Source organism: Streptomyces sp. NPDC004609, assembly GCF_042873655.1.
In the GTDB taxonomy this organism is placed as follows: domain Bacteria; phylum Actinomycetota; class Actinomycetes; order Streptomycetales; family Streptomycetaceae; genus Streptomyces.
The window spans coordinates 123,751-136,108 of record NZ_JBIALS010000010.1 but is presented as its reverse complement, the minus strand read 5'-3'; the positions used below and the strand labels follow the sequence as shown (position 1 = coordinate 136,108).

The 12,358-nt window shown below is 72.8% G+C and carries 13 protein-coding genes; 8 read left to right on the top strand and 5 right to left on the bottom strand.

The features are described 5' to 3' along the window. Positions 1-28 precede the first annotated feature (28 nt). Complete coding sequence (locus tag ACFYT4_RS13185) at positions 29-520, top strand: glutathione peroxidase (RefSeq protein WP_389267680.1); 492 nt, start codon at positions 29-31, stop codon at positions 518-520. Positions 521-578: 58 nt separating this feature from the next. On the opposite strand, the gene ACFYT4_RS13180 is transcribed toward ACFYT4_RS13185, so the two are convergent. Further along, positions 579-1,805 carry an acyl-CoA dehydrogenase family protein gene (locus ACFYT4_RS13180; protein WP_389267679.1) on the bottom strand — a complete coding sequence of 409 codons (1,227 nt, stop codon included), beginning with the start codon at positions 1,803-1,805 and terminating at the stop codon, positions 579-581. A gap of 167 nt (positions 1,806-1,972) precedes the next feature. On the opposite strand from ACFYT4_RS13180, the gene ACFYT4_RS13175 reads away from it, so the two are divergent. After that, on the top strand, positions 1,973-2,620 hold the full coding sequence (locus ACFYT4_RS13175; RefSeq protein ID WP_389267678.1) for a TetR family transcriptional regulator: 648 nt from the start codon (positions 1,973-1,975) through the stop codon (positions 2,618-2,620). A 224-nt stretch (positions 2,621-2,844) separates the two neighbouring features. On the opposite strand, the gene def is transcribed toward ACFYT4_RS13175, so the two are convergent. After that, positions 2,845-3,441: a peptide deformylase gene (gene def / locus ACFYT4_RS13170; protein ID WP_389267677.1), complete on the bottom strand. Its 597-nt coding sequence runs from the start codon at positions 3,439-3,441 to the stop codon at positions 2,845-2,847. Between the two features lie 115 nt (positions 3,442-3,556). Here def and ACFYT4_RS13165 point away from each other — a divergent pair, with 115 nt between their 5' ends. From ACFYT4_RS13165 to ACFYT4_RS13145, 5 genes are all read left to right on the top strand, one after another. Then, a complete protein-coding gene (locus ACFYT4_RS13165) occupies positions 3,557-4,795 on the top strand; it encodes a MurT ligase domain-containing protein (protein WP_389267676.1) in 1,239 nt (412 codons plus the stop codon). A gap of 39 nt (positions 4,796-4,834) precedes the next feature. Continuing rightward, on the top strand, positions 4,835-5,563 hold the full coding sequence (locus ACFYT4_RS13160) for a type 1 glutamine amidotransferase (RefSeq protein WP_389267675.1): 729 nt from the start codon (positions 4,835-4,837) through the stop codon (positions 5,561-5,563). A 170-nt stretch (positions 5,564-5,733) separates the two neighbouring features. Then, positions 5,734-6,759, top strand: coding sequence for a 6-phosphofructokinase (locus ACFYT4_RS13155; RefSeq protein ID WP_389267674.1), 1,026 nt, complete (start codon positions 5,734-5,736; stop codon positions 6,757-6,759). Between the two features lie 103 nt (positions 6,760-6,862). Then, on the top strand, positions 6,863-7,816 hold the full coding sequence (locus ACFYT4_RS13150) for a cytochrome c oxidase assembly protein (RefSeq protein WP_389267673.1): 954 nt from the start codon (positions 6,863-6,865) through the stop codon (positions 7,814-7,816). Between the two features lie 75 nt (positions 7,817-7,891). Further along, entirely contained in the window at positions 7,892-8,050 is a 159-nt protein-coding gene (locus tag ACFYT4_RS13145) for a hypothetical protein (protein ID WP_389267672.1), read from the top strand. Between the two features lie 27 nt (positions 8,051-8,077). On the opposite strand, the gene ACFYT4_RS13140 is transcribed toward ACFYT4_RS13145, so the two are convergent. After that, on the bottom strand, positions 8,078-8,482 hold the full coding sequence (locus ACFYT4_RS13140; RefSeq protein WP_389267671.1) for an SSI family serine proteinase inhibitor: 405 nt from the start codon (positions 8,480-8,482) through the stop codon (positions 8,078-8,080). 283 nt (positions 8,483-8,765) lie between these two features. After that, the gene (locus ACFYT4_RS13135) at positions 8,766-9,302 is read right to left on the bottom strand and encodes an ATP-binding protein (protein ID WP_389267670.1); all 537 of its coding nucleotides are present in this window, start codon (positions 9,300-9,302) and stop codon (positions 8,766-8,768) included. Positions 9,303-9,577: 275 nt separating this feature from the next. On the opposite strand from ACFYT4_RS13135, the gene ACFYT4_RS13130 reads away from it, so the two are divergent. Next, complete coding sequence (locus ACFYT4_RS13130; protein ID WP_389267669.1) at positions 9,578-10,783, top strand: hypothetical protein; 1,206 nt, start codon at positions 9,578-9,580, stop codon at positions 10,781-10,783. On the opposite strand, the gene ACFYT4_RS13125 is transcribed toward ACFYT4_RS13130, so the two are convergent. Further along, positions 10,771-12,294 (bottom strand): SDR family oxidoreductase, encoded by a 1,524-nt coding sequence (locus ACFYT4_RS13125; protein ID WP_389267668.1) that lies wholly within the window; start codon positions 12,292-12,294, stop codon positions 10,771-10,773. The two genes, ACFYT4_RS13130 and ACFYT4_RS13125, sit on opposite strands and share 13 nt — an antisense overlap. Between the last annotated feature and the right edge of the window lie 64 nt (positions 12,295-12,358).

Sequence of the window (12,358 nt, the reverse complement as noted above, 5' to 3'; positions counted from 1 at the left end):
CCGCATGTCGATGACGAGGAGATCCGAGATGACGACGCTGTACGACATCCCCCTGCGCACCCTCGCCGGTGAGGCCACCTCGCTCGGCGCGTACCGCGGCCGGGTCCTGCTGGTGGTGAACGTGGCCTCGCGGTGCGGTCTGACCCCGCAGTACGCCGGTCTGGAGCGGCTGCAGAAGCAGTACGCCGACCAGGGCCTCACGGTCGTCGGCGTACCGTGCAACCAGTTCGGGGGCCAGGAGCCGGGCAGCGCGCAGGAGATCGCGACCTTCTGCTCGGCGACCTACGGCGTCACCTTCCCGATGCTGGAGAAGTCGGACGTCAACGGCCCCGGGCGCCACCCGCTGTACGCGGAGCTGACGAAGACCGCGGACGAGGACGGCACGGCCGGGGACGTGCAGTGGAACTTCGAGAAGTTCCTGATCGGCGCGGACGGCGAGGTGGCGGCGCGCATCCGGCCGCGGACCGAGCCCGAGTCCCCCGAGGTCGTCGCGGCGATCGAGCGGCTGCTCGCGTCCTGAACACCGCGCGCAGGCGGCCCGTTCCCCCCGGGGGCACGGCGGGAACGGGCGCCGGCGGTCAGCGGATCGGCACTCCCGAGAGGGTCCTCGCGATGACGAGGCGCTGGATCTCGCTGGTGCCCTCGAAGATCGTGTAGATCGCGGCGTCCCGGTGCATCCGCTCGACGGGGTATTCGCGGGTGAAGCCGTTGCCGCCCAGGATCTGTACGGCCTGGGCCGTGACCTCCTTGGCCACCTCGCTCGCGTACAGCTTGGACATCGACCCCTCGGCCGAGGTGAACGGCCTGCCCGTGGCCGCCATCCAGGAGGCCCGCCACACCAGCAGCCGGGCCGCGTCGATCCGGGTGCGCATGTCGGCGAGCTGGAACGCGATGCCCTGGTTGTCGATGACGGGCCGGCCGAACTGGGTACGCGTCCGGGCGTAGTCGAGGGCGACCTCGTACGCGGCGCGGGCGGTGCCCACCGCCATCGCGCCGACCGCGGGGCGGGACGCCTCGAAGGTCGCCATCGCCGCGTTCCTGACGCGTTCCCCGTCCTTCTTCGCGCTCTCGCGGGCGCGGGCGAGGCGCTCGTCGAGCCTCTCCCGGCCGCCGAGCAGACAGTGCCCGGGGACACGGACGTCCTCCAGGACCACCTCGGCGGTGTGGGAGGCGCGGATGCCGTGCTTCCTGAACTTCTGCCCCTGGGAGAGTCCGGGGGTGCCCGGCGGGACGATGAACGACGCGTGCCCCTTGGTGCCGGCCTGCGGGTCGACGACGGCGACGACCACATGGACATGGGCGATTCCGCCGTTGGTGGCCCAGGTCTTGGTGCCGTTCAGCACCCACTCGTCCCTGGCCTCGTCGTACACCGCGCGGGTGCGCATCGCCGCGACGTCCGATCCGGCGTCGGACTCGGAGGAGCAGAAGGCCGCGACCCTGACGTCGTCCGCGTCGCCGTACATCTGGGGGATCCAGGTGCCGATCTGCTCCTCGGTGCCGTTGGCGAGCACGCCGACCGCGGCGAGTCCGGTGCCGACGATGGACAGGGCGATGCCCGCGTCACCCCAGAACAGCTCCTCCATGGTCAGCGGTATCCCGAGGCCGGTGGGGTCGAAGAACTGCTGTGCGTAGAAGTCCAGGGAGTAGATCCCGACCTTGGCCGCTTCCTGGATCACCGGCCAGGGGGTCTCCTCGCGCTCGTCCCACTCGGCGGCGGCCGGACGCATCACTTCCGAGGCGAAGCCGTTCAGCCAGTCGCGAACCTGCCTCTGGTCGTCGTTGAGTTCAAAGGTGAACCCGGCCATGTCCCCTCCAGCACTGCGGCGCGATTCCGCTCGTTACCTACGGTAACCAAAGTCTGTTACCAGGCAGTAGACCCTGTCAACCGATCTGGCGTGAGAGCACCTTCATCAACGGAAGGGGTGTTAGTTTGCGCAGGCGTCACGCACATCGCTCGGGCGGGGAGATCACCATGGAGTCCACACAGCAGTCCTCCGACCGGGACCGGCCGGCCGAACAGCGCCGCCGTGAACTGCTCGAAGCGGCGGACCGGGTGGTGCTCCGGGACGGGCCGCACGCGTCCATGAACGCCATCGCGGCGGAGGCGGGCATCACCAAGCCCATCCTCTACCGCCACTTCGGCGACAAGAGCGGTCTGTACCGGGCGCTCGCCAAGCGCCACACCGACGCGCTGCTCGACTCCCTGCGGCTGGCGCTCGACGCCCCGGCGGACCGCCGTGAGCGGGTGGAGGCGACCCTCGACACCTATCTGGCGGCGATCGAGACACGGCCTCAGGTGTACCGCTTTCTGATGCACCCCTCCGAGGACTCCCAGTCCCCGGAGGCCGGTTTCGACGTCGGGCGCCACTCGGCGCCGCTGCTGCGCAGGCTCGGCGAGGAGTTGGCGAAGGTCATCCACGACCGGGTGGAACTCGGCCCCGACGGGGAGCGCCTGGCGCGGGTGTGGGGCCACGGCATCGTCGGGATGATGCACGCGGCGGGCGACTGGTGGCTCGGGGAACGCCCCTGCACCCGTGCCGAGTTGGTCCACAGCCTGGCGGATCTCCTCTGGGGCCGCCTGGCCGCGGTGGGCGACCGCGCGGGCGGACCGGGGTTCTGATCCCCGCTCTCCCCCGGGTCCGGCAACGGATTCCGGCCCAGGGGCCGTCGGCGCCGGGGCCCTGACCGGGCGGGCTCCGCGGGAGGCGGGGCCGGGCGTTCCGTGCCCGGGCCGAGGCCCCGGGCCCGATGCCGGTCCGCGTCCCCGCCCGCAGGCGCCCGCCGCTCAGGGCGGAGAGCTCAGGCGACGTACCGTGCGGAGACGACTGCCCGCGCCGGGGCCGCTCAGGCCGTCCCGCGACGCAGGACCGGGGGCTCGGGAGCGGGGCCCGTACCACCGGCCGGCGGGCGCAGGCCGGAGCGCCGGGCCGACCGCAGGAGTCTGGCGCGGCGCCAGCCGCTCACGCGTTCGGGGTAGACGACGCCGTCCAGATGATCCGTCTCGTGCTGGAGACAGCGCGCGAAGAAGCCCGTGCCCAGCACCCGTACCGGCGAGCCGTCCGACGACACCCCCTCGACCACCGCGATGTCGTACCGCTCGGTGCCCGCCTCCAGACCCGGCAGGGACAGACAGCCCTCGGGGCCCCGCACCACCACCCCCTCCGCCGACACCAGCCGCGGATTGACGATGTGTCCGAGGTGGCGTACGTCCTCGTCGTCGGGGCAGTCGTAGACGAACACCCGCAGCGGCACGCCCACCTGATTCGCCGCGAGGCCCACCCCCCGCGCCGCGTACATCGTCGCGAAGAGGTCCTCGACGAGCCCGGCGAGCGCGGGACCGAAGTCGGTGACGGGCTCGCAGGGGGCGTGCAGTACCGGATCGCCGAGCAGGCCCATGGGCCTCACGCGTCCTGAACTACCGGGGATCGGCCGCTGTCGCATGGGCGCAAGCGTACGTTCATGCGATTGCGCGCCCTCCCCCGGTGGTGCCTAGGTAGGGCGGCCGGGCCGGACCTGGATAGGCTTGGCCCGACCGATGCAAGGAGGATCAAGGACGATGTCAGGCAACTCGGAGCCACTGACGCCTCGCGCCAAGCTCGCCGTGACGGCCGGCAAGGCCGCCGCGGCGGTCTCGCGCGCCGCCGGACGCGGCAGCGGGTCGGTGATCGGCGGCCGGGTCGCGCTCAAGCTCGACCCGGATCTGCTGGGGCGGCTGGCGCAGCACCTGGACGTCGTCCTCGTGTCGGCCACGAACGGCAAGACCACCACCACCCGGCTGATCGCCGAGGCGCTGCGCGCCGCTGGCCCCGTCGTCTCCAACGCGCTCGGCGCGAACATGCCCGCCGGCATCACCTCCGCGCTCGCGGGCGGCTCCGACGCCAAATTCGGCGTGATCGAGGTCGACGAGAAGTACCTCGCCGGCGTGGCGCGCGATGTGACACCCAAGGCGATCGCCCTGCTCAACCTCTCGCGCGACCAGCTGGACCGCGCCGCCGAGACCCGCATGCTCGCGGAGAAGTGGCGCGAGGGCCTCGCCGGATCCAAGGCCACCGTGATCGCCAACGCCGACGACCCGCTGATCGTCTGGTCCGCCTCCTCCTCCCCCCATGTGGTGTGGGTCGCCGCCGGCCAGGAGTGGAAGGACGACGCCTGGTCGTGCCCCTCCTGCGGCGGTGTGATGCAGCGCCCCGGCGACGACTGGTTCTGCGGCGAGTGCGGCTTCCGCCGCCCCGCCCCCAGCTGGGTGCTCAGCGGCGACCATGTGCTCGACCCGCACGGCTCCGCCTGGCCGATCCGCCTTCAGCTGCCCGGCCGCGCCAACAAGGCGAACGCCGCCACGTCCGCCGCCGTCGCCGCCTGCTTCGGGGTACCCCCGCAGGTGGCGCTGGAGCGGATGTACTCCGTACAGGCCGTCGCCGGGCGCTATGACGTGGTCAGCTTCCAGGGCCGTGATCTGCGGCTGCTGCTCGCGAAGAACCCGGCCGGCTGGCTGGAGACGTTCTCGCTGATCGATCCGCCGCCCACGCCGGTCATCCTGTCGGTCAACGCGCGCGGCGCCGACGGCACGGACACCTCCTGGCTCTGGGACGTCGACTACACCCGGCTGGCGGGCCATCCGATCATGGTGATCGGCGACCGCCGTCTGGACCTGGCCGTGCGCCTGGAGGTCGCGGGCCTGGACTTCCGGGTCTGCGGGACCGTCGACGAGGCGGTCGCCATGGCCCCTCCGGGGCGGATCGAGCTGATCGCGAACTACACCGCCTTCCAGGACGTGCGCCGCCGCGTCGGCAACTGATCCCCGGACCACCGACGAAGGACCGAAGGACTTACCAGCATGAGCGACAGCAGCCTGCGTCTGGTCTGGGTCTACCCCGACCTGCTGAGCACCTACGGCGACCAGGGCAACGCCCTCGTCGTGGAGCGCCGGGCCCGGCAGCGCGGCCTCGATGTGCTGCGTATCGACGTACGCAGCGACCAGCAGATCCCCACCTCCGGCGACATCTATCTGATCGGCGGCGGCGAGGACCGGCCGCAGCGGCTGGCGTCCGAGCGGCTGCGCCGCGACGGGGGGCTGTCCCGGGCCGCCGAGAACGGCGCGATCATCTTCTCCGTCTGCGCCGGGTACCAGATCCTCGGCCATGAGTTCATCAACGATCTCGGTGAGCGCGAGCCGGGCCTCGGGCTGATCGACGTGGTCTCCACCCGGGGTGAGGGCGAGCGCTGCGTCGGTGACGTCCTGGCGGACATCGACCCCCGTCTGGGCCTGCCGCAGCTGACCGGTTTCGAGAACCACCAGGGCATCACCCACCTCGGCCCGACGGCGCGGCCCTTCGCCCGTACGGTGTTCGGCCGGGGCAACGGCACGGGCGACGGCACGGAGGGCGCGTACAACGACACCGTCTTCGGCACCTATATGCACGGCCCGGTCATGGCGCGGAACCCCCAGATCGCGGATCTGCTGCTGAAGCTCGCGCTCGATGTGAACGCCCTGCCGCCGACGGACGACCGCTGGTACGAGGCGCTGCGCAACGAGCGGATCGCCTCCGCGACCCAGCCCGCCTGAGCCGTACCGGCCGGCAGGGGTGCCGCGCCGGCACCCGCGCCACGGCCGTCGGCGTCCCAGCAGGCGGACGCCCGGTTCGGATTCCGCCACGTTGCGCCGGTAGGGTGGCGGGGATCCAACCGGACGACGTGGTCCGGGAGTCGGCCCACGTTGCAAAGGTAATTCGGGCAATGCGCATTGGTGTGCTCACCTCCGGCGGCGACTGCCCCGGTCTGAACGCCGTCATCCGCTCCGTCGTGCACCGCGCGGTCGTCGACCACGGTGACGAGGTCATCGGCTTCCACGACGGCTGGAAGGGCCTCCTGGAGTGCGACTACCGCAAGCTCGATCTCGACGCGGTGGGCGGCATCCTCGCCCGGGGCGGCACGATCCTCGGCTCCTCCCGGGTACGGCCCGAGCATCTGCGCGACGGGGTGGAGCGCGCCAAGGGACATGTGGCCGATCTGGGACTCGACGCGATCATCCCCATCGGCGGTGAGGGCACGCTCAAGGCCGCCCATCTGCTCTCCGAAAGCGGTCTGCCGATCGTCGGCGTGCCGAAGACCATCGACAACGACATCTCGTCGACCGATGTGACCTTCGGCTTCGACACGGCCGTCGGCGTGGCGACGGAGGCCCTCGACCGCCTCAAGACCACCGCCGAGTCGCACCAGCGGGTGCTGATCGTCGAGGTCATGGGCCGCCACACCGGCTGGATCGCACTGCACTCCGGCATGGCGGCCGGGGCGCACGCCGTCGTCGTGCCCGAGCGCCCCTTCGACATCGACGAGCTGGCCGGGCGCGTCGGCGAGCGGTTCGCGGCGGGCAAGCGGTTCGCGATCGTCGTGGTGGCCGAGGGGGCGAAGCCCCGCGAGGGCTCGATGCGCTGGGACGAGGGCGGCAAGGACATCTACGGCCACGAGCGCTTCGCCGGGGTCGCCCGGCAGCTCTCCGTCGAACTGGAGGAGCGCCTCGGCAAAGAGGCCCGGCCGGTGATCCTCGGCCATGTGCAGCGCGGCGGCACCCCCACCGCGTACGACCGGGTGCTGGCGACCCGGTTCGGCTGGCACGCGGTGGAGGCGGCGCACCGGGGCGAGTTCGGGATGATGACCGCGCTGCGCGGCACGGAGATCACGATGGTCCCGCTGGGGCGTGCCGTGGAGACGCTGAAGACGGTCCCGTCCGAGCGCTACGCCGAAGCCGAGTGCGTGCTCTAGGACTGGGCGGCCTCGGTGACCGCCCCCGGCCGCGAGCGCGGCCGGGGGCGGTTCTAGTCTGGTGCGGGCAAGCGCACCACCAGCACGAATCAGGAGCCGTCGGATGGATCACAGCGGGCACGGCACAGCGACGGATCTGCCGCCGTTCACGCTGGGGCGGGGGCTGGAGTTCTCACCCGACCCGTTCTTCCTGACGGGCTGTGTGCTGGCACTGCTGCTGTACGGCTGGGGCGTGCTGCGGCTGCGCCGGCGCGGCGACTCCTGGCAGAGCGGCCGCACGGTCTTCTTCGTGACCGGTGTGCTGACGGTGGCGCTGGCGATGTGCACCGGGCTCAACGACTACGGCATGGTCATGTTCAGCGTGCACATGGTGCAGCACATGATCATCAGCATGGTCTCCCCGATCCTGCTGCTCCTGGGCGCGCCCGTGACGCTGGCGCTGCGGGCGCTGCCGGTCGCGGGCCGGGGACGCAAGGGCCCGCGGGAGCTGCTGCTCGCGCTGCTGCACAGCCGGTACATGAAGGTCGTGACGCATCCGGCCTTCACGATCCCGATGTTCATCGCGTCCCTGTACGGGCTCTACTTCACCCCCCTCTTCGACTTCCTGATGGAGTCCCGGCCGGGGCATATCGCGATGATGGTGCACTTCCTCGCCGTCGGGCTGATCTTCTTCTGGCCGATCATGGGCGTCGACCCGGGACCGCACCGCCCCGGCTATGTGATGCGGATGCTGGAGCTGTTCGCGGGGATGCCGTTCCACGCCTTCTTCGGGATCGCCCTGATGATGGCGAGCGCGCCGATGGTCGAGGCGTACGACAGTCCTCCCGCCTCGCTGGGCATCGACGCGCTGGCCGACCAGAGCGCGGCGGGCGGTATCGCCTGGGCGTTCAGCGAGATCCCGTCCGTGCTGGTGCTGATCGCCCTGGTGTTCCAGTGGTACCGGTCGGATCAGCGCCAGGCCAGGCGCGAGGACCGGGCCGCCGACCGGGACGGTGACAAGGAGCTGGAGGCGTACAACGCCTATCTCGCCTCGCTCCACACCCGCGGCGGTAGCTGACCGGGCGGTAGCGCCCGCCCCCGTTTCCGGGTGACCATGGCCATGGGTGGCCGCGGTCGCCCATGGAGGGCGCAGATGTCCGGATCCACGAAGACGATGGGACTGCTCACCGTCTCGACCCTGGTGGTCGTGACCGCCTACACGGCGGCACTCGGGAGCAACGGCTGGCTGTGGTTCGGCTGGGTGGTGGTCGGGCTGCTGACGATCGGGGTGATCGCGGCGCGCGGCACATGACCGGCCGGCCGGCCGTCGGTGGCGCGGTCAGAAGCGGAACACGGCTCCGGTGGCCGCGTCGAGCGCGCACGCGTTGGCATACGTCCGGGTCCACTCGGCCGGGCGGTCCCGCCCGGCGCCGGTGGCCCGCGCCGTGACCGGATCGAACTTCTTCGAACAGGGGTGGGGGTCGGCGGGCAGCCGGTCCAGATCGCCCCCGGCGGCCGCGATCGCCGCGCACGCCCCGGCCGCGTCCGGGTGCGGCCCGGCGGGCTCGGGGGTGCAGCGCAGACGTACGCCGCGCATCCGGTCGCCCTCGCTCCCGGTGACGGTCAGGAACAGTCCGCCGCCGGACGGGGCCGGGTCGTGGTGCGCCGCCCGTGCGGGCGCCACGGCGGCGAAGGTGATCAGGGCGGCTGCGGCGAGTGCGGCGCTTCGGTGTGTGCGGTGCATCCGGTGCTCCCGGGGCTGGGGTCCGGCACTCGGCGGCCGGCGAAGGCCCAGAGCACTCCCGGGAGGCGGCCGGGGCAAGGGGCCGCGCGGCGCCGGTCGCGCGTACGGCCGACACCGCTCCCCCGTACGGCGGACCGCGCAGGCCCGGCAGATGGGCGCGCACGGAGGGTGGGCGCCCCTGCGGAGCCCGGCCCCTCGGGGCCGTACGCCCGGAGGGCGGGCGCTCCCGGACGGCGTCCGGGGCGCCGGAACGCGGCACGGCGGCGCCGGGCGGGGGCCGGTGTCAGGCCACGCCCGCGCCGATCCGCCCGCTCCTGTGGGCCTCCTGCCCGGGGAACGGTCCGCTATCCCCGGGAACGGGCCCGTCGGCGGGCAGCGGCCGGAAGGCGCGCATCGGCGGCATCGGGGTCAGTCGGCCCCGGCGCAGGTGCTCCGCCTCCTTCACCCGCCTGCTGAACCAGATGACCTTGCCCGTGTCCGTATTGCAGGTGCCCCAGCTGTCGCTGAGCACGGCGACGGTGGCGAGCCCGCCCTTCGCCGGACAGGAACTGGTCACCCGGGGCATGCGGCGGTCGTTGTCCGCCACGGACACGATGAGATGGCGTCCGGTCAACCGGAGCTCCACCACACAGGTCTTGTCCCCGGGAACGTGCCGGACGACATTGCCTATCAGCTCGTCGACGGCACGGCACACGGGTGCGATGTGCGGTTCGAGCTTCCAGTACCGAAGATGTGCCGCAAGAATGCGCCGGATCCGGGGGATCCGTTCTGTCGTTGCCTGCGTTTCCATGATGTAGCTGCAGGCGGCCTGAGCGTGCATGACCGTGGCTCCTCACCGCGACAGGCCGGCTCCTCCGCCACCGACCCCCGAGCGCGGAGAGTGAGCGCCTGATCTTTCTGGGTCACTGACCAGAGTGACCCCGGCTGCGGGTGCCCGCAACACAGAGCCGGGCGGCGACCGGGTGACGGCACGCCCCGGCCCCGAAGCCGCGGCCACGGGCATACGCGCGCGGGCGGCGACCGGCGGTCTCGTACAGCCGTCCGCCCGTGTGGTATCTCTGAGGCCCTGGACGCGAGTTGTGTACGGGGGAGCGCATGTCCTTGACCTCTCAGCTGCGGGACGGGGAACTGAGCGACTGGTGCACCCGGCGGTTCACCGGTTCGGCGGACGTCGCCGCCCGGCTGGTGACCGCCACGCGCGGCCGCAGGCCCGTGTACCCCCGCGGCAGGACCGACGCACGGCACTGGGCGTCCATCGGCGGCGCGTTCGGTACGCGGCTCGCGGCGCTGGTGCAGCCCGCCCCGCCGTACTACGCGCTGCACGGACTGGTCTCCGCCGGTCTGGTGAGCCGGGAGTGGGCCGATGACCAGGCCGCGCGCTATCCGACCCATGCCGGGCTGCCCCCGGGGCACCGCGCCGGGGCGCTCGACGTGCGGCCGGCCGTGGACGGCTGGTTCGATCTCGACCCCGAGAACCGGTCCGGGCGGGCGCGGGGGTCCCGCGCGGAGCTGGAGCGGCTGGTCGACGACGTGCTGAGCCCCGGCGCCCGGCGCGAGCGGCACTTACCGGCCGAGCCCGTGCTGGCGGATCTGTTCGAGCGCACCCGCGCCTACTGCGCCCGCCACACACCGCCCGGACGGCTTGGCACCCCGGGGGCCGAGGCCGGGCTCGCCCGGGTGTGCTGGCTGCTCGACATGTTCGAGGACGTCTATCGCGGCGGGCGCGTCCCGGAGCCGATGCACCAGGTGTTCCGCCCCGGCGTCCCCGATGTGGAGACGATGCGCGGGGCCGCGAGCGAGGCGGTCGTGGACGAGCTGACGCGGCTGGCGGGTCAGGCGGAGGCCCACGGCGCCCTCGCCGAGATCCGGAGCATGGCGGGCGATCCGCCCGGCGGGCGGCCCCTGGGCATCGCCGGGCCGGTCTTCGTCAACCACTGGGCGGACGGCGACCTCCTGATCACCGGCCCGGGCGGTACCACGCTGATCGACGTCAAGACCGTGGTCAGGACCGACAAACAGGACCGGTCGGTGCGCTGGCTGTGGCAGCTCGTGGCCTACGCCTGGCTGGACATCGCCGACCGCTACCGCATACGCCGTGTCGCCCTCTATCTGGCCCGCCACGGTGTGCTGGTGAGCTGGAGTCTCGACGCCCTCGCCGACGAGCTGCTGCTCGCCTCCGACCGGGCGGGGGCCCGCGCCGAGTTCCGTGCCCTGGCCGGGCGCCTGTTGGTACGGGAGGGGGCGCGGCTGCCCGGCGCCGACGCGGATCTGCCGCCGGGGACAGCCGGTCACACCGGGTGACCGGGCTGTTGTGGCCCGGCGGGGAGCCTCGCCGCCGTACGGGCGATATTGCGGGCCATCCCGCCGAACACCACGGCGTGGAACGGGGAGACGCTCCACCAGTAGGCGTGGCCGAGGAGCCCCCGGGGGTGGAAGAGGGCGCGTTGCCGGTACCGGGTGCGGCCGTCCGGCGTCTGCTCGGCGTACATCTCCAGCCAGGCGAGACCGGGCAGTTTCATCTCGGCGCGCAGCCGCAGCAGTCGGCCGGGCTCGATCTCCTCCACCCGCCAGAAGTCCAGGGAGTCCCCCACCCTCAGCCGGGCGGCGTCCCGCCGTCCGCGGCGCAGTCCCACCCCGCCGGCCAGGCGGTCCAGCCAGCCCCGTACCGCCCAGGCGAGCGGGAAGGAGTACCAGCCGTTGTCGCCGCCGATGCCCTCGATGACCCGCCAGAGGGCCGCGGGGGAGGCGTCCACGGTGCGTTCCCTGCGGTCGGTGTAGAGGCTGCCGCCGGCCCAGCCGGGATCGGTGGGCAGCGGGTCGCTGGGGGCGCCGGGGGTGGAGGCCGAGGACCAGCGGGTGGTCACACCGGCCTCCCGCACCCGCCGCAGGGCGTACGCGAGGGCCGTGTCGAAGGACAGCGGGTGCCCGGGAGGACTCGGGACGTACCGCTCGATGTCGTTCTCCCGGCAGACGACCTCGTGGCGCAGCGACTCCGCGAGCGGCCGGGCGATCGTGCGCGGGACGGGGGTGACCATGCCGATCCAGAGGCTGGACAGCCCCGGCGTCAGCATCGGCACGGGCAGGACGAGCCGGTGGGGCAGCCCCGCGACCAGCGCGTACCGGTGCATCATCTCGCGGTACGTCAGCCGCTCGGGGCCGCCGATGTCGAACGCGCGGTTCACCTCGTCCGGCAGGTCGGCGCCGCCCACCAGATACCGCAGGACATCGCGTACGGCGATGGGCTGGACGCGGGTGCCGACCCAGCTGGGGGTGACCATGACCGGCAGCCGCTCGGTGAGGTAGCGCAGCATCTCGAAGGACGCCGAGCCGGAGCCGATGACGACCGCGGCGCACAGCACGGCCGTCGGTACGCCCGAGCGCAGCAGGATGCCGCCGACCTCCGCGCGGGACCGCAGATGGGGCGAGAGCTCCTCCTGTGGGACGCCCTGCGGGGTGAGACCGCCGAGGTACACGATGCGCCGTACCCCGGCGGCGCGGGCCTCCTCGCCGAAGATCCGGGCCGCCTCCCGGTCGGTCCGCTCGAAGCCGGAGCCGCCGCCGAGGGCGTGGACCAGGTAGTAGGCCACGTCGACGTCCCGCATCGCGGCGCGCGTCGACGCGGCGTCGGTGACATCGCCGCGCACCACCTCGGCCCGCCCGGCCCAGGGGTGGTCCCGCAGCGCGGCGGGTGAGCGGGCCAGCGCGCGGACCCGGTACCCCGCCGCGAGCAGCTCGGGCACCAGCCGGCCGCCGATGTAGCCGGTCGCCCCGGTCACCAGGCACAGCGGGTTCCGCTCGTCGTCCTCGCGCATGTACGGCCTCCGGGTCGGAAGGGGTCCCGCTCTCCACGCTCCCCCGCCGCAGCCGCCTCCGCCC